The organism is Neisseria subflava (assembly GCF_024205745.1).
In the GTDB taxonomy this organism is placed as follows: Bacteria; Pseudomonadota; Gammaproteobacteria; order Burkholderiales; family Neisseriaceae; genus Neisseria; species Neisseria flavescens_B.
The window spans coordinates 451,751-472,816 of record NZ_CP073117.1 but is presented as its reverse complement, the minus strand read 5'-3'; the positions used below and the strand labels follow the sequence as shown (position 1 = coordinate 472,816).

The 21,066-nt window shown below is 51.5% G+C and carries 17 protein-coding genes and 1 riboswitch; of the genes, 14 read left to right on the top strand and 3 right to left on the bottom strand.

The features are described from left to right. Positions 1 to 265: 265 nt before the first annotated feature. Complete coding sequence (gene ychF, locus KCG55_RS02275; RefSeq protein ID WP_049330669.1) at positions 266 to 1,357, bottom strand: redox-regulated ATPase YchF; 1,092 nt, start codon at positions 1,355 to 1,357, stop codon at positions 266 to 268. 865 nt (positions 1,358 to 2,222) lie between these two features. Then, positions 2,223 to 4,925 carry a phosphoenolpyruvate carboxylase gene (gene ppc, locus KCG55_RS02270; protein ID WP_254323266.1) on the bottom strand — a complete coding sequence of 901 codons (2,703 nt, stop codon included), beginning with the start codon at positions 4,923 to 4,925 and terminating at the stop codon, positions 2,223 to 2,225. A 187-nt stretch (positions 4,926 to 5,112) separates the two neighbouring features. Between ppc and KCG55_RS02265 the strand changes: the two genes are divergently transcribed. The 6 genes from KCG55_RS02265 (at position 5,113) to KCG55_RS02240 (ending at position 10,312) form a co-directional block, all read left to right on the top strand. Next, positions 5,113 to 5,577 (top strand): cyclic pyranopterin monophosphate synthase MoaC, encoded by a 465-nt coding sequence (locus KCG55_RS02265; RefSeq protein ID WP_254323265.1) that lies wholly within the window; start codon positions 5,113 to 5,115, stop codon positions 5,575 to 5,577. Positions 5,578 to 5,626: 49 nt separating this feature from the next. Beyond that, complete coding sequence (locus tag KCG55_RS02260; protein ID WP_254323621.1) at positions 5,627 to 6,373, top strand: HesA/MoeB/ThiF family protein; 747 nt, start codon at positions 5,627 to 5,629, stop codon at positions 6,371 to 6,373. A gap of 185 nt (positions 6,374 to 6,558) precedes the next feature. Continuing rightward, positions 6,559 to 6,903 carry a CidA/LrgA family protein gene (locus tag KCG55_RS02255; RefSeq protein WP_049343552.1) on the top strand — a complete coding sequence of 115 codons (345 nt, stop codon included), beginning with the start codon at positions 6,559 to 6,561 and terminating at the stop codon, positions 6,901 to 6,903. Continuing rightward, positions 6,903 to 7,601 (top strand): LrgB family protein, encoded by a 699-nt coding sequence (locus tag KCG55_RS02250; protein WP_432761069.1) that lies wholly within the window; start codon positions 6,903 to 6,905, stop codon positions 7,599 to 7,601. The genes KCG55_RS02255 and KCG55_RS02250 overlap by 1 nt, the downstream gene beginning before the upstream one ends. Positions 7,602 to 7,643: 42 nt before the next feature. Beyond that, positions 7,644 to 8,864: a bifunctional glutamate N-acetyltransferase/amino-acid acetyltransferase ArgJ gene (gene argJ, locus KCG55_RS02245; protein ID WP_070460366.1), complete on the top strand. Its 1,221-nt coding sequence runs from the start codon at positions 7,644 to 7,646 to the stop codon at positions 8,862 to 8,864. A gap of 77 nt (positions 8,865 to 8,941) precedes the next feature. Continuing rightward, positions 8,942 to 10,312 (top strand): chloride channel protein, encoded by a 1,371-nt coding sequence (locus KCG55_RS02240; protein ID WP_254323264.1) that lies wholly within the window; start codon positions 8,942 to 8,944, stop codon positions 10,310 to 10,312. Positions 10,313 to 10,387: 75 nt separating this feature from the next. Here KCG55_RS02240 and ubiB read toward each other — a convergent pair whose 3' ends face one another. Continuing rightward, positions 10,388 to 11,899 (bottom strand): ubiquinone biosynthesis regulatory protein kinase UbiB, encoded by a 1,512-nt coding sequence (gene ubiB / locus KCG55_RS02235; protein WP_254323263.1) that lies wholly within the window; start codon positions 11,897 to 11,899, stop codon positions 10,388 to 10,390. A 206-nt stretch (positions 11,900 to 12,105) separates the two neighbouring features. Beyond that, positions 12,106 to 12,203: riboswitch (glycine riboswitch) on the top strand. Positions 12,204 to 12,413: 210 nt separating this feature from the next. Here ubiB and gcvT point away from each other — a divergent pair. The 8 genes from gcvT (at position 12,414) to KCG55_RS02195 (ending at position 20,985) form a co-directional block, all read left to right on the top strand. Then, positions 12,414 to 13,514 (top strand): glycine cleavage system aminomethyltransferase GcvT, encoded by a 1,101-nt coding sequence (gene gcvT, locus KCG55_RS02230; RefSeq protein ID WP_254323262.1) that lies wholly within the window; start codon positions 12,414 to 12,416, stop codon positions 13,512 to 13,514. A gap of 148 nt (positions 13,515 to 13,662) precedes the next feature. After that, a complete protein-coding gene (gene gcvH, locus KCG55_RS02225; RefSeq protein WP_063068454.1) occupies positions 13,663 to 14,061 on the top strand; it encodes a glycine cleavage system protein GcvH in 399 nt (132 codons plus the stop codon). A gap of 106 nt (positions 14,062 to 14,167) precedes the next feature. Further along, positions 14,168 to 14,719, top strand: a complete 552-nt coding sequence (locus KCG55_RS02220) for a DNA-3-methyladenine glycosylase I (protein WP_063076670.1) — start codon at positions 14,168 to 14,170, stop codon at positions 14,717 to 14,719. A gap of 108 nt (positions 14,720 to 14,827) precedes the next feature. After that, positions 14,828 to 15,301 (top strand): hypothetical protein, encoded by a 474-nt coding sequence (locus tag KCG55_RS02215; RefSeq protein ID WP_254323261.1) that lies wholly within the window; start codon positions 14,828 to 14,830, stop codon positions 15,299 to 15,301. A gap of 72 nt (positions 15,302 to 15,373) precedes the next feature. Continuing rightward, positions 15,374 to 16,486 carry a hypothetical protein gene (locus KCG55_RS02210; protein WP_254323260.1) on the top strand — a complete coding sequence of 371 codons (1,113 nt, stop codon included), beginning with the start codon at positions 15,374 to 15,376 and terminating at the stop codon, positions 16,484 to 16,486. Between the two features lie 81 nt (positions 16,487 to 16,567). Next, positions 16,568 to 19,420, top strand: coding sequence for an aminomethyl-transferring glycine dehydrogenase (gcvP, locus tag KCG55_RS02205; protein WP_254323259.1), 2,853 nt, complete (start codon positions 16,568 to 16,570; stop codon positions 19,418 to 19,420). Positions 19,421 to 19,644: 224 nt separating this feature from the next. Then, entirely contained in the window at positions 19,645 to 20,454 is an 810-nt protein-coding gene (gene thiD / locus KCG55_RS02200; RefSeq protein WP_254323619.1) for a bifunctional hydroxymethylpyrimidine kinase/phosphomethylpyrimidine kinase, read from the top strand. Positions 20,455 to 20,565: 111 nt separating this feature from the next. Next, the gene (locus KCG55_RS02195) at positions 20,566 to 20,985 is read left to right on the top strand and encodes an OsmC family protein (RefSeq protein WP_003679886.1); all 420 of its coding nucleotides are present in this window, start codon (positions 20,566 to 20,568) and stop codon (positions 20,983 to 20,985) included. The last annotated feature ends 81 nt before the right edge of the window (positions 20,986 to 21,066 follow it).

Here is a 21,066-nt window from a genome sequence, read left to right as displayed (position 1 = left end):
ATGAATCAATACGATGTGGTATTGTTTAATTTTTTATTGTCATATCAGTGGTATTGTTATTGATGATGTAATCTTGCGCTATTTTTAGTTAAGGCGTCGGCAAGAAATGAGAGATTTTAAGAAAGAAAAATTACGGGCTATGCCCGCATTCATTATAGAGATAATGTCTTGTTTTGTTGATATTTCAATACATGAGGCCGTCTGAAAATAAATTCAGACGGCCTTAATCTTAGAAAAGGCCGTCTGAAAAAGCGTTATGCTGATTTTATACGTTAAACAGGAAGTGCATCACATCGCCGTCTTGTACGACGTATTCTTTGCCTTCCACACGCATTTTGCCTGCTTCTTTGGCTTTGGCTTCGCCGCCTAAAGCGATGAAGTCTTCGTAGGAGATAACTTGGGCACGGATGAAGCCGCGTTCAAAGTCGGTGTGAATCACGCCGGCGGCTTGTGGCGCGGTGTCGCCTTTGTGGATGGTCCAAGCGCGGACTTCTTTGACACCGGCGGTGAAGTAGGTTTGCAGGCCCAAGAGGTCGTAGCCGGCACGAATGAGGCGGTTCAGGCCCGGTTCTTCCAAGCCCATTTCAGCGAGGAATTCGGCTTTTTCATCATCTTCCAATTCGGCGATTTCGCTTTCCATCGCGGCGCAAACGGCCACAACCGGCGCGTTTTCTTTTGCAGCCAATTCTTTCAGGCGGTCGAGGTGCGGGTTGTTTTCAAAACCGTCTTCGGAAACGTTGCCGACGTACATGGCGGGTTTGGCGGTCAGCAGGAACAGTGGCTTGAGCATGGCGAGTTCTTCCGCGTCCAAACCGAAGGAGCGGACGGGTTTGCCTTCGTCCAGATGCGGCAGCAGTTTTTTGCACAGATCGACCAGTTTTTGCGCGTCTTTGTCGCCTGAGCGTGCGCGTTTTTCTTCGCGGACGATGGCTTTTTCGACGCTGGCCAAGTCAGCCAGTGCCAACTCGGTGCCGATGGTTTCGATGTCGGCAATCGGATCGACTTTGCCTGCAACGTGAACGATGTTGTCGTCGTCAAAGCAACGTACGACGTTAACAATCGCGTCAGTCTCACGGATGTTGGCAAGGAACTGGTTGCCCAAGCCTTCGCCTTTGCTCGCACCCGCAACCAAACCGGCGATGTCGACGAATTCGACGATGGCAGGCTGCATTTTTTGCGGATTGACGATTTTTGCCAATTCGGCCATACGCGGATCGGGGACTTCAACGATGCCGACGTTGGGTTCGATGGTACAGAAAGGATAGTTTGCCGCTTCGATACCCGATTGGGTCAGCGCGTTAAAGAGGGTGGATTTGCCGACGTTGGGCAAACCGACGATGCCGCATTTCAAACTCATGGTTTTTCCTGAAAAGATAAAAGTTTAACGGCGGATTATAGCATATTGTGGAGGTACTCAAAACAGCCGCAATGCTGGTGTGTTCTTATGATAAAAGGCCGTCTGAAAAAAGAGGCGCAGGCATTCAGCTTATTGTGCTTCCGAAGAATGAGAAAATGAATAAAGCCATTAAATAAAACAAATTTCCGGATAGGAGGCTTAAGATCAAACCCAAAAGAATGCCCAGTACCCAATAAATCATCTGACGGTGTTTCGGGTTGGATGCGGTACGTAACATTTTGAAATACAAAACCAGACAGCCGAACATGCAGATTGTTTGAAACAGAATGAGGGGGAGGCTGTCAATGGCTCCGGAAATCGAATCATGAAGGATGATTATCCCTATGCGTATGCATAAATAAATTAAAGCCGAGCCTGCTGCCGAATGCCCAAAAGGGACGGGCGTGTCGGATGAATCGGGTGTTTTGTGTGGCTGAAGCCTGCCGAATAACAAGATAAATACAATGTCAAACATAATGATAGTTGCCTTGGTGTGAGATGTTTTCGTTTTTCAGACGGCCTCAGGGTGTCTGAAAGCTTATTGTGCGGCGATATGGGGCAGTGCCGCGGTAAGGTATGTCAGTAGGCCGACTATTTACCATGCTGAAGCGGTTGCCATACTTAAGTGAACACTTTGATTTAGCAGAGGGTTATCTTCTGTTTCCAAAAATAGTCTGAAATACAGGGCAAGTTAAATGAATAGGGTAAGAGTGGCAAGCAGGTTGAGAAACGGTATGGGGTTCGCAGGTAAAACCTTTGCTGCGGTTCGCAATTAGTTTAAAGGCCGTCTGAAAACTGTTTCAGACGGCCTTTTTTCCGTGTGGCCTTAACCGGTATTGCGCAAACCTTGCGCCACGCCGTTGATGGTCAGGTGAACCATCAGCAGGGCGTGTGGATTGTCGGGCTCTTTGCGCAGGCGTTTGAGCATGGCGACTTGCAGGCCGTTGAGGGCGTTCAAATATGGAATCCTCAAGGCAAGCGAACGGGCGAGGCTGCGGTTGTCGCGCAGAAGCTCTTCGGTTTGCAGCAGGTCGAGCAGTGCTTTGCGGCTGCGTTGGTATTCTTCCTTGATCATGCCGAAGATGACTTTTGCTTTATCGGGCGATTCGCTCAAGCCGGCATAGTTTTCCGCCAAAGTGATGTCGGTTTTCGCCATGACTTGTTCCATATTGGAGAGCATGGCTTGGAAGAACGGGTTGCTTTGGGCGTGTTCGCGCAGCGCGGCCAGTGTGTCGGGATTGCCTTCGCACAATGTTTCCACTGCGCTGCCGAAACCGTACCAAGCCGGCAGCATGAGGCGGTTTTGCATCCATGAGAATACCCACGGAATCGCGCGCAAGTCCTGAATCCGTGCCAAGGTTTTGCGGCTGGCGGGACGGCTGCCGAGGTTGAGGGTGGCGATTTCCTGAATCGGGCTGGTTTGCAGGAAGTAGTCGATGAAGTCGGGGTGGGTAATCAGTTCGCGGTAGTATTTGAACGATACGTCCGACAAATCCTGCATCAGTTTGGCATCAGGGTCTTTTTTGTCCGGCAGGATGCTGGCTTCCAAAGTCGCGGCAACTAAGGTTTCCAAGTTGCGTTGGGCATTGCCCGGGTCGGCGTATTTGGCGGTAATGACTTCGCCTTGCTCGGTAATGCGGATTTGTCCGGCAACGCTGCCTGCAGGTTGTGCCAAAATGGCTTGGTAAGAAGGGCCGCCACCTCGACCTACGCTGCCGCCGCGGCCGTGGAACAGGCGCATGCGGACATCGTATTTTTTGAAGAGTTCGACCAAGCCCAACTCTGCCTGATACAGACACCATGAGCTGGTAACGTAGCCGCCGTCTTTGTTGGAATCGGAGTAGCCGAGCATGATTTCTTGGATGTTGCCGCGGCTTTCGAGCAGGGCATCATACCAGTCGAGGCGGAACATGGTTTCCATGACCGGACAGGCGTTTTCAAGCGCTTCGATGGTTTCAAACAGAGGCACGATGTTGATGCGGCTGTGCGGTTTGCCGTTTTCCACCACCAACAGGCCGCTTTCTTTCAGCAGCAATGCCAAGGCGAGCAGGTCGCTGGGTTGTTCGCAGTTGGAAATAATGCTTTGTGTAACGGCATCTTCACCGAATTCATCTTTGATTTTGCGCGCTTCGTTGAAAATTGCCAGTTCGTGGCGGGTATGGTTGCTGTATGTGATGAACGGGCTGTACAGCGGACGTTGATGGCTCAATTCGCGCAACAGGGCGGTTTGTTTTTGCTCTTCGTTCAGGCTGTTGTAGTCTTCCAAGTCTGCGTGTTGGAAAAGCTCGGCAACCACATCGGCGTGTTTGCCTGCGTGTTGGCGCAGGTCGAGTGGCATCATGTGGAAGCCGAACACGGATACGCTGCGGATAATGTCGGCCAGACGGCCTTCTGCCAGCAGTTGGCTGCCGTTTTCGTGGAGCGAGCGTTGCAGTTTTTTCAGGTCGTTGAGGAACTCTTCGACTGTGGCATAAGGCTCGAGGAAGCCGAATTTGCAGCCCATGCCCAAACCGAGTGAGCGTGCCTTGCCCATAGCGCGTGCCATGATGTAGGCGATGGCGCGGCGGTAGGGCTCTTCGGTACGGGCGATTTCTTCGTCAGGCGAGAGGGTGGCCAATGCCATCACATCGTCGTTGACTTTGACGCGGCGGATGGAGAGCGGCAATTCGCGGTAAAGTTTGTCGAGTTCGCCGCGATAGAAACGGAACACTGCGTCGGCATGCCGTCTGAACGCAAAACGCAAGGTTTCGGCAGAAACGAAAGGGTTGCCATCGCGGTCGCCACCGATCCAGCCACCGATTTTAAGGATATTCGGAACGCGGACGCCGGGATAGGCCGTCTGAAAATCGCGTTCCATCGTACGGTAGAGCTTGGGCAGGGCTTCAAAGAAGCTCATTGGGAAGATGGATACACCGTTGTTGATTTCGTCGTTGACGCTGAGTTTGTGGCGGCGCGTTTCGCTGGTCTGCCACAGGCCCAAAAGGACAGTGTCGATTTCGCGGCGCAACTGAGCCAGCGCGTCAGGGTTGGTGCAGCGTTCGCGTTGCGGCAGCAGCGCGCGGATGCGGCGGTTGAAGCTCAAGACGGTTTGGCGTTGCACTTCGGTCGGATGCGCGGTCAAAACGGCGGTAACGACTGTGTTGTCCAGTTGTTGTTGCACCGCTTTGCCGTTGATTTTTCCGGCTTTAAGCTTGCGCACGGTTTCCGTCAGGCTGCCTTCGGCGCTGTTGTGTCCGGCCTCTTCGTGGATTTGGCGGCGGCGTTCGTGGTGCACGTCTTCGGCGATGTTCAAAATCTGCGCGAACAGGCCGCAGGCCAAGGTTAAATCGTGGGTTTGTTGTTCGTCCAATTGCGGCAACACCTTTTCAATCAAGGCAGCGCTGTCGTCTGAAGTCGATAATAACTTAACGGTTTCGACCACCAAAGGCGACGCTTCCTCATGCAGCAGATTGAAAAGAGACTGTTTTAAAAATTCCGCATCCGCTGCCAGAGCGGCATCTTTTGGATTATTTAAGATATGCAGTTGCATGATTTTTCTCTTATTTAAATGTTAATTTGGGTGTATCGTGAATCCATTGTATAGCAGATTTTTATAAACTGCCAATGGTAACATCCGATACATTTCAAACCGAAAAACGGCCGTCTGTGTCCGCCGCGTGGTCGCTGTCTGTAAAATGCCGTAAAATATTGCCCATCAAAACAGAGGCGAGAAACCCATGATTGAATTTCCCAACCAGCCCGATTTTCCTGAGCAACACACCGCCGTCGCCGTCGGTACTATCAACATGAGCCAGCAGGCGATAAGGGTGTTGATAGAGAATGCCACCGAAAAGGCAAGTATCCTGACCATCGCCCGCGTTGCCGCCATTCAGAGCATCAAACAAACTGCCAACCTGATTCCGCTGCACCTGCCCGGCCGCATCATCGGCGTGCAGGTTGATTTCGATATTAACGTTGAGTTGGCCTGCCTGAAGGCCACGCTGACCGTCCAAGCGCACAGCAACGGCAGCATTGCCACCGAAGCCCTGACTGGCCTCAATTTGGCGCTCTTGAGCGTTTACGACATGATGAAAGACGTTGACCGCAATATGATACTCAGCGGCATCCGCCTCGAATCCGAAACCAGCAGCGAAGGCCGTCCTTTCCTGTTTGACAACGCGTACGAAAATATTAATTTCTAAACCATTCAGGCCGTCTGAACATTGGGTTTCAGACGGCCTTATTGTTATGATGAACGATCAACAACTCTTGCGGTTCAGCCGCCATATCCTGCTTGACGAAATCGGTATCGAAGGCCAAGAAAAACTCTTGGCCGCCCATGTGCTTGTTGTCGGTTGCGGCGGGCTGGGTGCGGCGGCCTTGCCGTATCTTGCCGCCGCCGGTATAGGCAGCCTGACAATTGCCGATGCCGATACCATCGACGAGACCAATCTTCAACGCCAAATCACGTTTACTGAAGCCGACATCGGTAAAAATAAGGCTTTGGTAATGCAAGGCCGTCTGAAACAGATCAACAGCCAAACACACATTACAGCCATTGCCGAATTTCTCGATGAGGCCAGTCTTGTCGAATTGGCAAACGCCGCCGACATCATCCTCGATTGTTCCGACAATTATCCCACACGCCAAGCAGTCAACCGCGCCTCCGTTGCCACGCGCACGCCTTTGGTTTCCGCTGCGGCTGTCGGCTTTGACGGACAAATCGCCGTGTACCGTCCCGATCTTCCCGATACGCCCTGCTATGCCTGTCTGTTTGACGGCGAACAAGCCAGCGATGGCGCTTGTGCATTGTTCGGCGTTTTTTCGCCGTTGGTCGGCGTTATCGGAACGACCCAAGCCGCCGAAGCGCTTAAAGTGCTGATCGGTATCGGTACGCCGTCGCACGGCAAACTTTCTACCTACAACGCGTTGAGCGGAAAATGGCAGCAATACGGGGTGAGACGCAATCCCGAATGCCCGGTTTGCGGCGGCCGTTAAAGACAAAAGCAGGGTAGGGGTTTCGACATTGCCTAAGCCAATCCGCTAGAGTAATCATACTTATCTTTCATTAAACTTGAAGGAAGGCGTTTCTTCCCTTTTCAGACGGCCTGTGGCACGATATGATTCAATGATTAATAAATTTTTTGAGGCCGTCTGAAAAAGGATAAGGAGAAACCGGCTTAATGAATATTATTCGTGCCTTATTGGTGGTATTGGGTTGCCTGGCTTTGGGCGAGGCAACCGTTTGGATTTTGGGGTTGAAGCTGCCGGGTAGTATTGTCGGCATGGCTTTGCTGTTTGCCGCGCTTCAGGCCGGCTGGGTCAAATTGTCTTGGGTGGGAGAGCTGGCAGACATTTTGATGGCAAACCTGACTTTGTTTTTGGTGCCGCCTTGCGTGGCCGTCATCAGCTATTTGGACGTGATTGCAAACGACTGGTTTTCGATTTTGACGGCCACAATCGGCAGTACGATCTGCGTATTGTTGGTGACCGGCAAAGTGCATGAGTGGGTCAGGAGGTGGATGTGATGAATATAGACGGGCTGTTGCGTATGCCCTCGGTCATGCTGTTCCTGACTTTGGCCGTATATGCTTTGGCGGTGCAGATTCGGGCGCGCACGGGGAATGTGCTGTGTAATCCGGTATTGATCAGTACGCTGGTGTTGATGGGGTATTTGAAGGTATTTGCCATCGATTACGAGCTGTACCATTCTGCTTCGCACTTTATTGATTTTTGGTTGAAACCGGCAGTCGTGTTGCTGGCCGTGCCGCTTTATCGCAATTGGGACCGTATCCGCAGCCAGTGGTTTCCGGTGGTGTTGTCGCAGTTGGCGGGCAGCGTGACAGGCATTGTCACGGGCGTGTATTTTGCCAAATGGCTGGGCGCTTCGCGCGAAGTGATTTTGTCGCTGGCTCCCAAATCGGTGACCAACCCGATTGCGATTGAAATCACGGCGTCTATCGGCGGTATTCCGGCGATTACGGCGGCAACGGTGATTATTGCCGGACTTTTTGGACAGATGGCCGGATATAAAGTGTTGAAAGGGGCGTTGTATATGCCTTCTTCAGTGGGAATGTCTTTGGGTACGGCCTCACATGCGATGGGTATTGCGGCGTCTTTGGAATACGGCCGCCGTATGGCCGCATATGCCGGCTTGGGCTTGACGCTCAACGGCGTGTTGACGGCGATATTGGTGCCTATCTTGATTCCCTTATTGGGCGTATAGCGTTTAGGCCGTCTGAAAATAGTGTAAACAGGAGAAAATGATATGGCTGTAAATTTGACTGAAAAACGTGCAGACGAATTGTTGGAAATCGACGGCATCCGTCTGTTTACAGGTCGTGCCGGCATCAAGCAACAAGACCGCGACGATTTGACGCTGATGGTATTGGGCGGCGGACATACGGTGGGCGCGGTGTTTACGCAAAACCGTTTCTGCGCCGCGCCTGTACATATCGCCAAGTCGCATCTGTTTGACCAAGACGGCGTGTGTGCCTTAGTCATCAATACGGGCAATGCCAATGCGGGTACCGGCGCACAAGGCCGTCTGGACGCGATTAAAGTGTGCGCGGCAGCGGCGGAACAGGTCGGCTGCCAATCCAATCAGATTATGCCGTTTTCGACCGGCGTGATTTTGGAGCCTCTGCCTGTGGATAAAATCGTGGCCGCTTTGCCGCAAGTACGCCCTGCATTTTGGTCGGACGCGGCGCGTGCCATCATGACGACGGATACTGTACCGAAAGCCGCTTCGCGCACAGGCTTGGTCGGCGAAAAACACACAGTCCGCGCCACCGGCATCGCTAAAGGTTCGGGCATGATTCATCCGAATATGGCGACCATGTTGTCGTTTATCGCCACTGATGCCAAAGTGTCCCAACCGATTTTGCAGCTGATGACCCAAGAAATCGCAGACGAAAGTTTCAATACGATTACCGTGGACGGCGATACCAGTACCAACGACAGCTTTGTCATTATGGCGACAGGCCGTTGCGGTCAGAGCGAAATCGACAATACCGCCGATCCGCGCTATGCGCAGCTCAAAGCCTTGCTTGGTTCGCTGGCTTTGGAGTTGGCACAGGCGATTGTCCGTGATGGCGAGGGTGCGACCAAGTTCATCACGATTGAAGTGCAAAACGCGAAAACCCGCGAAGAGGCGCGCAAAGTGGCTTATGCCGTTGCCCATTCACCTTTGGTGAAAACCGCTTTCTTTGCCTCCGACCCGAACTTGGGCCGTCTGTTGGCAGCCGTCGGCTATGCCGGTATTGAAGACTTGGATGTCGATGCTTTGAAAATGTGGCTGGATGACGTGTTGGTTGCCGAAAACGGCGGTCGCGCGGAAAGCTATACTGAAGAAGCAGGACAAGCGGTGATGAACCGTCCGGAAATCACTGTTCGCATTGATTTGCAACGCGGCGATACGACGGCGGCCGTCTATACCTGCGATTTGTCGCACGAATATGTGTCGATTAACGCGGATTACCGTTCTTAAAAACCTTTATCCTTGTTTTCAGACAGCCTTTGAGAAAAGTATCAAGGCCGTCTGAACACATTGACTGCGTGTTTATTATGAAATTTCCCCAGACTTGGGCGGCGCGCCTTGCCCACAAAATCCGCCAAACCAAACGCCTGTCGAAAAAGAGCATTGCCCTTCTGTTTTTGCTGGCAGGCTCGGCACTGGTTGCCCTGACGGCTTTGATGTTTGCGTACTTGGCGGATTTGGCTTTGGAATGGAACGCTTTGCTGGTGGGGAAATATCCGTGGTTTGCGTGGGTGGCTTTGCCGCTAGGTTTGCCGCTTTTGGCATGGTTTACGCGCAAATTTGCGCCGTACACTTCCGGCAGCGGTATTCCGCAGGTCATCGCTTCATTGTCTTTGCCTTATGGTGCGCAGAAAACCCGTTTGATTCGTTTGGGCGAAACCTTTTTCAAAATTCCGCTGACGTTTTGCGCCATGCTGTTGGGCGCGTCTGTCGGTAGGGAAGGGCCGTCTGTGCAAGTAGGCGCGGCGGTGATGAACGCTTGGGGCGCGTGGTGTAAAAAGCACGGGCTGGCGTTTAGGGGCATGCAGGAAAACGATTTGATTGCCGCAGGCGCGGCCGGCGGTTTGGCGGCGGCGTTTAACGCGCCTTTGGCTGGCGTGGTCTTTGCCATCGAAGAATTGGGGCGCGGCGTGATTTTGCGTTGGGAGCGTCAAATCCTGATGGGTGTGTTGGCGGCCGGTTTCATTCAAGTGGCGATACAGGGCAATAACCCGTATTTTTCAGGTTTTCAAGGGCATGAGCTGCCAAATATGCTGATGTGGGCCGTGGTGTCGGGCATTGTCTGTGGCGTGGCAGGCGGATTGTTCGGCAGCTTTTTGTATCGTGGCGCGGCGGCATTCGCACCGGTACGCTGGCGCAGTTTCATCCGCCGCCATTTGTTGGTGGTCGCCTTTACAATGGGTATTTTGCTGGCGCTGCTCGGTACGTTTTATCAAGGTAAAACCTATGGCACGGGCTATCACGAAGCCGCAGCCGCACTCAAAGGCGCGTATGAAGCGCCGTTCGGCTTGGCAGTCGCAAAATGGGCGGCAACCGTGTTCAGCTACTGGGCAGGCATTCCCGGCGGTATCTTCACGCCGTCGTTAACCATCGGCGCGATGATAGGCGAACACATGGCTTCTTTCGCGCAACTGGGCGACGCGTCCAATGTCGCGGTTTTACTCTGCATGGCCGCATTCCTTGCCGCCGCGACCCAATCGCCGTTGACCGCCGCCGTGGTGGTAATGGAAATGACGGGCGGACAGAATTTGCTGTTTTGGATGCTGCTGACTTGTATCTTCGCTTCGCAAGTATCGCGCCAATTCTCGCCGCATCCGTTTTACCATGCCGCAGGTTTGCGCTTCAGACGGCATATCGAAGCCGAAAGCGGTCATGTTCAGCACGAGAAAAAAGAATAGGTTGGCATATAAAAGGCCGTCTGAAAATCAATTTCAGACGGCCTTTTATATGCCGTTTAAGGCTGTATTTCAGTTTTACTTAAACAGCAAAATCAGCAACAAAACAACCGCAATCACACCCAGCCACAGGCTTTGGCGTTGCTGTACTTTGACCAAGTGAACATAGGCATCGCGCATTTCCTGTTGGCGGTTTTCATCAATCAGCGCACTGATTTTGCGCGGCAGGGAAGGGATGATTTGCGCCCAATCGGGAGCTTCGTTTTTGAGGTTGCGCCAAAGGGCTTTGGGGCCGACCTGTTCGTTCATCCAGCGCACCAAAAACGGTTTGGCGGTTTTCCACAAGTCCAAATCGGGATCGAGCTGGCGGCCCAAGCCTTCGATGTTGAGCAACGTTTTTTGCAGCAATACCAGCTGCGGTTGGATTTCGACATTGAAGCGGCGACTGACCTCAAACAGGCGCATCAGCACCAAGCCGAAGGAAATCTGCGAAATCGGTTTGTTGAACACAGGCTCGCACACGGCGCGGACAGCGGCTTCCAATTCTTCCGCACGCGTGTCGGCAGGCACCCAACCCGATTCGATGTGGGCGGTGGCGACGCGGTGGTAATCGCGGTTGAAGAAGGCGAGGAAGTTGATGGCGAGATAACGCTTGTCATAATCGGTCAGCGTGCCGACGATGCCGAAATCGAGGGCGATGTAGCGGTTGTCGGCGGCGACCAGAATATTGCCGGGGTGCATGTCGGCATGGAAAAAGCCGTCGCGGAAGACTTGCGTGAAGAAGATTTCCACGCCGTAATCGGCAAGTTTGTGCAAATCAATGCCGTCGGCTTTGAGTTTGGCGATATCGGATATCGGTGTGCCGTCCATCCACTCGATGGTCAGTACGTCGCTGGTGCAGTAGTCGTAAAATACCTTCGGCACAATCAGCATATCGCTGTTTTGGAAATTGCGCCCGAGTTGGCTGGCATTGGCGGCTTCGTGCATCAAGTCCAATTCGTCGTGCAGGTATTTGTCAAACTCGGCCACCACTTCGCGCGGCTTCAAACGCTTGCCGTCTGAAAACAAACGTTCCACACAGCCTGCACCAAAACGCATCAGCGACAAATCCTGTTCAATCACAGGCAGAAGGTTGGGGCGCAAGACTTTCACTGCGACCTGTTCGCCAGAATGCAGGCGGGCTTTGTGTACCTGGGCGATGGACGCGCTGGCGACAGGCTCTGTTTCAAATTCTGCGTATAAAGTGTCGATGGATTGGCCTAAAGATTTTTCGATTTGCGAGCGCGAAAGCTGCGCGTCAAACGGCGGCACTTTGTCTTGCAGCCTTGCCAGTTCGACCGCGTAATCGTGCGGAATCAAATCGGGGCGCGTGGACAATACCTGTCCGAATTTGATGAAAATCGGCCCCAGGCTTTCCAACGCCAAACGCAGGCGCACGGCAGGCGTCTCGTGTTTGAACTTGGACGACTGCGGCAACATATTGAGGAAAGTCCGCGCCCAACCCGGACGGACCAGCGAGGCAATCAGCTCGGCAAGGCGGTAGCGGTAGAGCGTGCAGAGGATGGTTTTAATGCGTTTGAGGCGGTTCATGATGGGCGCGGATAAATCGAAAAAACAGAATTATATAGGAAAAACGGGTAAGGGCTTCAGACGGCCTGAGACTTTTGCAAAAACATTTGCCGCATAGCTAACAATTTTATAAAGGCTCAGGTTTTGCCGCCCCAATAAAAAGATGAATATTCATATCATAAATATTCGTCGGCTACTTGCTCAAACCGCCGATTCAAGACATAATCGGGAAATGTGCAGGAGAGTGTTACACCTAACTACAATGTAACCACCGAAGGCGCAGACACCCTTAAATCGCTCAGGTATCAGGGACTGCACATTGAAACAAACAATCTGGAGAGCGGCGTTTGAATAACGTCCACCGAAGGGGAGAAGGCCGTCTGAACCACCATTCAGACAACCGCGCAAAACAGTGAGCAGACTGGTTTGCCATCATGCGGATATGGCCGAAAATCTCAGGTTCAAGGACAGATAGGGTCATCCGCGCATAGGTGCGCGGGCGGCATCTGAACAAAAAATCCGGAGAAACTTGAGAATGACTGCTCTGAAAACCACCCCATTTCATCAAGCCCATCAAGATGCAGGCGCGAAGCTGGTAGATTTTGCCGGCTGGGAGCTGCCCATCCATTATGGTTCACAAATCGCCGAACACGAAGCCGTGCGTACCGACGCCGGTATGTTTGACGTATCCCATATGCTCGTTACCGACGTAGCAGGCGCAAATGCCAAAGCCTTTTTCCGCAAACTGATTGCCAACGATGTCGCCAAACTCGCTTTTGTCGGCAAAGCCCTTTATTCCGCTTTGCTCAACGACAACGGCGGCGTGATTGACGACTTGATCGTTTACCGCACCAATGAAGCCGAAACCCAATACCGCATCGTGTCCAACGGTGCGACCCGTGAAAAAGATACGGCGCAATTCCACAAAGTCGGACAAGAGTTCGGCGTTGCCTTCAATCCGCGCTACGACCTCGGCATGCTTGCCGTACAAGGCCCGAAAGCCATCGAAAAACTCCTGACCGTCAAACCTGAATGGGCAGACGTGATTCACGGCCTCAAACCGTTCCAAGGTGCAGACTTGGGCAACGACTGGTTTGTCGCCCGTACAGGCTATACCGGCGAAGACGGCGTCGAAGTGATTCTGCCGGGCACTGAAGCTGTCGCATTCTTCAAAGCCCTGCAAGCAGCAGGCGTACAGCCTTGCGGCCTCGGCGCACGCGATACCCTGCGCATGGAAGCCGGTATGAACCTCTACGGCAACGATATGGACGACAACACCAGCCCGCTTGAAGCAGGCATGGGTTGGACCGTTGACTTGAAAGACGAAAGCCGTGATTTCGTGGGCAAAGCCGCCTTGCTGGCATTGAAAGAAAAAGGCGTTGCCGTCAAACAAGTCGGTTTGCTGCTCGACAAAGGCGGCATCCTGCGCGCGCATATGGAAGTGTTGACCGACAAAGGCAAAGGTGAAACCACCAGCGGCGTATTCTCGCCAAGCCTGAAACAATCCATCGCCATCGCCCGCGTACCGAAAGACTTTGACGGCGATACCGCCAAAGTGCTGATGCGCGGCAAAGAAGTGGACGTACGCGTACTGAAGCTGCCGTTTGTCCGCAACGGTCAAAAACAGTTTGATTAATATCGGTTCAGACGGCCTTTATTTGAATTAAGGCCGTCTGAAAGCAGGTTTTAATTGTCGTTCGATACGGACGTTTGTAGAAAGCATTGAACAAGGCATCTGTGGATATTGATTCATGCAGATGCCGTCTGAAAATAACCCCCTATCAATGGAGTATCAAACCATGAGCAACATCCCAGCAGAACTGAAATACGTTGCCAGCCACGAATGGCTGCGCCTTGAAGAAGACGGTACCATCACCGTCGGCATTACCCATCACGCGCAAGAGCTGTTGGGCGACATCGTGTTTGTCGAGCTGCCAGAAGTCGGCGCAAACCTGGCTGCCGAAGAGCAAGCCGGTGTGGTTGAGTCTGTAAAAGCCGCATCTGACGTATACGCGCCGATTGCAGGCGAAATCGTTGCCGTCAACGAAGATTTGCCAAGCGCGCCGGAAACTGCCAACAGCGACCCTTACGGCGCAGGCTGGTTCTTCAAAATCAAACCTGCCAACCCTGCCGATTACGACGGTCTGCTGACTGCCGAACAATACGCAGGCGAAGTAGCTTGATTTTTGCAAACATCCAAACAGGTTTTGCGCCTGTTTGATGGTGCAGGTCTTAGGTCGTCTGAAAATACTTTCAGACGGCCTTTGTTTCAATTTTTCCTCAATAAACATGAATTACTGCGAATTTGTCGCCACGCTACCCGACGATACGGACAACCCCAACCAACATTATCACGACACGCAATACGGTTTTCCGATTGAGGACGACAATGAATTGTTTGAGCGGCTGGTGTTGGAAATCAATCAGGCAGGATTAAGCTGGACGCTGATGCTGAAGAAGCAGCAGGCATTTCAGACGGCATTTAAAGGTTTCGACATCGAGACGGTCGCCGCATTTGACGAAGCCGATATTGAGCGGCTGCTTGCCGATGCAGGCATCGTCCGCAACCGCCTGAAAATCAATGCCGCCATCCACAACGCACAAAAAATCAAACAGTTGCAGCAGGAATACGGTTCGTTCAAAAACTGGCTCGACGCCCACCATCCGCGTGAAAAAAACGAATGGGTCAAACTTTTTAAAAAACACTTCAAATTCGTCGGCGGCGAAATCGTCGGCGAATTTCTGATGAGTACGGGCTACCTCAAAGGCGCGCACGTCGAAACCTGCCCCGTTTACCGTGAAATTTCGGCACTAAATCCGAAATGGGCAGAGGTCGTCTGAAACTTGTCAGCAGTGGGGGCAGGCAGTTAGAGTAGGGGTATCAGATTGCTATAACGTTCAATAAGCAAAGATTTTACTCTGTAAATAGAGAATAGGAGTTTAACGGTTATGATGGAATATAATCTTTCAAGTATGTATTATAAAAATAAAAGATTCTTAGGTATCTTAGTTTTAAATATTATTTCTTATTTTTTAATATGTTTGTGGCTTGATGGATTCGTTGATAAATATAGTATTGAATTGTCTTTTTTAAGTTATATCCCGATATTGATGGCTTTTCTTCCATATGTTTTTGCTGGATCTGCTCCAGCAATAGGTGCTATGTGGTCGGCAACAATGTGGTTTTTACTTATTCTTGGTTTGGCGGGAAGGGTAAATGATTTTTCAATATTTATTTATTGGTTTATGGGTGTATTGTTTTTTTTGAATTCCCTAATTGGAGTGTTTTTAATTAAACGGAAAACAAATCGGTTGTATAAAAGATGGCAGAAAATTCCTTTCGTAGGGAAAGTTATTATTTCATTTGCTTTCAACTTCTCAATACCTTTTTTGTTATTTTTGATTTATTTGGATATAAAATAAAAGTATTAAGTATTGATTTTGAGTTCTGTTCTATAGAATAGAATTATTCAACCAAACTCTAGGAGGATTATTATGAAGAAAAGATATACGGTAACAGTTTATGTAGCAGCTCCAGGTACTCCCTTAACTAAAGAAGACGGTAGTCCTTTGTTATTGCCAGGAAGTAATAAACAAGACCATTCCGTAGTTGGTCATCTATATTATAAAGTTAGTGACGGAACAGCGGCTGGTACAAAAGGTTTCGGTTTTGCTCCGAAAAAGGAGGGGGAGGCTTTCGGATTGGGAGAGGTCAAAAAAGATGAGTTTAAAAAATATCAAAATCCGATTTATGAACGAACTTTAGAAATATCGGAGCAGCAATATAAAAAACTGTTGAATTACGGTCAAAATCCTATGCTGGGTAAATTTGATGCAACCGACTACAACGGAGTAAATAACAGTTGTGTTGATTTCCTCTACGGAGGGTTGGCTTATGCTGAAATTTATAATCCCAAGCGGTCTATCTGGAATCCTAGAAGTTGGATTGGTAACAAGAATTATGAAGGAGAGGTAAAAGTCCGTCCGAATATGGACGAGTTGGATAAAATACCCAATCAGAAAGGATTTGAGAGCAGTGAATTGAATAAACGGCGGAACAATCCAGAACCGAGCTGTGAAAAGGCATTTGGTAAACTGCCGACGACTAAGGAACTTTTAAATGATAAGAAAGCATGGGAAGGCATAAAGGAAAAAGTTGGGTGCAGGGTGGCGGAAAATGAGCAGGATTTACGGTATCAATACGCACAGTTGGAAAGTGTCAGCCCTTCCCTGCAAATTGAGGATATGCCCCAATTTGCGCAAAACATCTACCATCAGGGCAGACAGATTTTTACCGAGTTCTGTCAGATGAAGAATATCCCCTACGACGAAAAAAATTTGGACAACATCGCCATGTCGATGGCAGCGGTTGGTTACGCAAACCATATGCGTGGCGTATCGATGATAAACATCAAAGACGACGGTCAGATTCTTATCGGACACAAAGCCCTCGAATTGAGAAAGGCTGCGGTGGATATGGCTGAAGCCATATCTACATCGATAGAGGAGAGCCTTGCCAAAGTACAGGAAACGGCACGACAGTTTGAATACGAAGCGCAGCAAAGGCAGTTGGCGCAATCCCAATCGCGGGGCATGAGTTTGTCCTGATGGCTTTCAGGTCAAACGTCGTCTGAAACCCCAATCCGCCGTCCGAAGCGACGGCATAACGACAAACCCGAAGGAGTAGAAATGAAACTGTCAGAACTGTTCAACCCCAACGAATTTGCCGCGCGGCATTTGAGTTTTGGCGATGAGGCGGCGTTGCTGGACGCGCTGGGCGAGAAAAGCATGGACGATTTTGTTGCGAACACTGTGCCGCAAAGTATCCGTATGCCGTCCGAACTCGACCTGCCCGAAGCCCTGACCGAGGCGGACGCGTTGGCGAAATTGAAAGGCATTGCGTCGAAAAACGTAATCAACAAGTCCTATATCGGCTTGGGCTATTACCCGACCCGCGTGCCGAACGTGATTTTGCGCAACGTATTGGAAAATCCAGGCTGGTACACCGCCTATACGCCGTATCAGGCGGAAATCGCGCAGGGGCGTTTGGAAGCGTTGTTGAACTTCCAGCAGGTGTGCATCGATTTGACCGGTTTCCCTGTGGCAGGCGCGTCTTTGTTGGACGAGGCGACCGCCGCCGCCGAAGCGATGGCGATGGCGCACCGCGTGGGCAAAGTGAAATCCGAGCGTTTTTTTGTGGATACGCGCGTGTATCCGCAAACTTTGGACGTGATGAAAACCCGCGCCAAATATTTCGGCTTTGAACTGGTGGTCGGCGATTTTGCCCAAGCGGATGAAGGCGAATACTTCGGCGCGCTGCTCCAATACGTCGGCAAAGACGGCGACGTACAAGACTTGCAGGATGTTATCGGCCGTCTGAAAGCCAAAGGCACAATCGTGGCCGTTGCCGCCGACATCATGAGCTTGGTTTTGCTGAAGTCTCCGGCTGAACTGGGCGCAGATATTGCTTTGGGCAACACCCAACGCTTCGGTGTGCCGATGGGCTTCGGTGGTCCGCACGCTGCTTATTTCGCGTTTAAAGACGAGTTCAAACGTTCCGCCCCGGGCCGTATCATCGGCGTATCCAAAGATGCATCGGGCAAACCTGCCTTGCGCATGGCTTTGTCCACCCGCGAGCAACACATCCGCCGCGAAAAAGCGACATCCAATATTTGTACCGCACAGGCATTGCTGGCGAACTTGGCCGGTATGTATGCCGTTTACCACGGTCCTGAAGGTGTGAAACGCATTGCCAACCGCATTCATGCATTGGCTTCTGCCTTTGCCGATGCACTGGTTTCAGACGGCCTGAATGTGGTTCACAAAGTCTTCTTTGATACCGTTACCGTCGATTTCGGCAGCAAAGAGAAAGCAGACCAAGTGTTTGCCGCTGCTTTGGAGTCGGGTTACAACCTGCGCCGTGTCAACGACACTCAAGTTGCGGCTGCATTCCATGAAACATCGGCATACGAAGATTTGGTCGATTTGTACCGCGCGTTTACCGGCAAAGATACGTTCACATTTGCCGATGATGTCAAAGGCCGTCTGAACGCCGAATTACTGCGTCAGGACGATATTCTGCAACATCCTGTGTTCAACAGTTACCACACCGAACACGAAATGTTGCGCTATCTGAAAAAACTCGAAGACCGCGACTTGGCGATGAACCGCAGCATGATTTCATTGGGCAGCTGCACCATGAAACTCAACGCGACTGCGGAAATGTTGCCGATTACTTGGGCTGAGTTCACCGACATCCATCCTTACGCTCCCGAAGCGCAAACCGCCGGCTACCGCGAATTACTTGCCGATATGGAAAACAGCCTGAAAGCCATTACCGGCTTTGACGCGATTTCTTTCCAGCCCAACTCCGGCGCGCAGGGCGAATACAGCGGCATGCTCTCCATCCGCCGTTATCAAGAAGCCAACGGCGAGGGACACCGCAACATCTGTCTGATTCCAAAATCAGCCCACGGTACCAACCCTGCGACTGCAGCCATGCTGGGCTTGAAAGTCGTCGTTGTCGATACCGACGAACACGGCAACGTCAATATTGACGATTTGAAAGCCAAAGCCGAGCAACACCGCGACGCTTTGTCCGCCATCATGATTACCTATCCGTCCACCCACGGCGTGTACGAAGAAGGTATCCGCGACATCTGCCGCATTATTCACGAAAACGGCGGACAGGTTTACATGGACGGCGCCAACCTCAACGCCCAAATCGGCATCATGCAGCCTGCCGAAGTCGGTGCGGACGTGTTGCACATGAACCTGCACAAAACCTTCTGTATCCCTCACGGCGGTGGCGGCCCGGGCATAGGTCCGATTGGCTTGAAAGCCCATTTGGCTCCGTTCGCACCAGGCCATGTGGTGACCGATATGCACAATGCCAGTGCCGGTCAAACTGCCGTGGCTGCCGCAGCATATGGTTCTGCGTCCATCCTGCCGATTACTTGGATGTACCTGACCATGATGGGCAAACAAGGCATGGAGCAGGCGACACGCTGGGCATTGCTCAATGCCAACTACATCGCAAAACGTCTGAACGAAGACTATCCGATTCTGTACACAGGCAAAAACGGCCGCGTCGCGCACGAATGTATCGTCGATTTGCGTCCGCTTAAAGCTGAAAGCGGCATCACTGAAACCGACATCGCCAAACGCCTGATGGACTACGGCTTCCACGCGCCGACGGTTTCCTTCCCCGTTGCCGGTACGCTGATGATTGAGCCGACCGAGAGCGAAAGCAAAGCCGAACTCGACCGCTTCATCGCCGCCCTGAAACAAATCAAACAGGAAGTGCTGAAAGTTGAGCGCGGCGAATGGCCGAAAGAGGACAACCCGCTGGTTAACGCTCCGCACACCTCATCCGACGTAACCGGCGACTGGGCGCATCCGTACTCTCGTGAAGAAGCCGTCTTCCCATTGCCGTTCGTCCGCGAACACAAATTCTGGCCGAGCGTGAAACGGGTAGATGAAGTGTATGGCGACCGCAATCTGGTTTGCTCCTGCTTGCCGATTGACGCATACGAAGAATAAGCCTGAATAGGTTTAAAATTGAACAGGCCGTCTGAAAATGAAAATAGTTTTCAGATGGCCTTTTGTTTGTTAAGATATTCCGCCCGAGAACGTACGTTTGTTTTGGGTAAAACAACAGATAAGGCATTCGGAAAGATAGACGGCGAATGCCTTTGTTTGTGGATAAAACCAAAACAGCTTCCCATAACGATAAGCAAAAGGCCGTCTGAAAACAGGAGGATATGATGGACGAACTTTTTATTCAAACGCTGACGATTGCCGGCTCCGATTCCGGCGGTGGCGCGGGCATACAGGCGGATTTGAAGACGTTTCAGATGCGGGGCGTGTTCGGTACCAGCGTACTGACAGCGGTTACCGCACAAAATACTTTGGGCGTATCGGCAGTGCATCCGATACCGACCGACATGATTGCCGCGCAAATTGCCGCGATTCAGGAGGATTTCCAAATCCGCGCTTATAAAATCGGCATGCTGGGTACGGCGGAAATCATCGAATGCGTGGCAGAACAAACCGCCGAATGCGATTTCGGTAAACGCGTGTTGGATCCGGTCATGATTGCCAAAGGTGGCGCGCCGTTGTTGGAAAATTCAGCCGTCGAAGCCATGAAACGCCTGCTGCTGCCGCATACGGACGTATTGACCCCCAATCTGCCCGAAGCACAGGCATTGACGGGTATCAATATTGAAAACCGCCAAGATGCGGAACGCGCCGCCAAAACTCTTCAGGATTGGGGCGTGAAAAATGTGGTGATTAAAGGCGGCCATCTTGCCGACAGCCAAAGCGAATATTGCACCGACTGGCTGTTTACGCCATACGAAACCATTGAGCTGAACAGCAAACGTTTCCCAACGCCGCATACACATGGCACGGGCTGCACGTTTTCTGCCTGCATTACTGCCGAGTTGGCAAAAGGGTTTAGCGTTCCCGAGGCGGTTCAAACGGCAAAAAACTATATTGCCGCCGCCATTTCCCATCCTTTGGGCATCGGGGCAGGGCACGGGCCGGTCAACCACTGGGCGTATCGGGACGAATAATGCGTTCAGACCAATTGTAATTGATTGTATTTTTCAGACGGCCTGACTAGGTTTATCACTTGAAATTGTTTACAATATCGGATTAATGCTTTTACGGATAAAAAAGACACCATGCAAGTTACCTCAAAATGGATAGACGGAATGTGCTTCGTCGGTACAACGGCAAACGGACACAGCGTTGTGATGGAAGGCGCGGCGGCTGAAGGCGAAGTCAAACGCGGCCCCAGCCCGATGGAAATGCTGTTGTTGGGTGTAGCAGGCTGTTCCAGCATCGATGTGGTGATGATTGCCGAGAAACAACGCCAAAAAATCACCGACTGCCGTGCCGAAGTGACTGCCAAACGCGCCGACACCGCGCCGCGCGTGTTTACCGAAATCCATATCCATTTCAAAGTGTATGGTCGGGATTTGCAAGAAAGCGCGATTGAACGCGCCGTACAGATGTCTGCCGAAAAATATTGCTCCGCATCGATTATGCTGGGCAAAGCGGCAAAAATGAGCCACAGCTTCGAGATTGTCGAAACAGAATAGGGCGGTTTTAGGGTGGGCGTGTCGGAGCGTGAACCGGCTACCCACAAAAAAAAGCAGATATATTCACGCATTAACATGAAT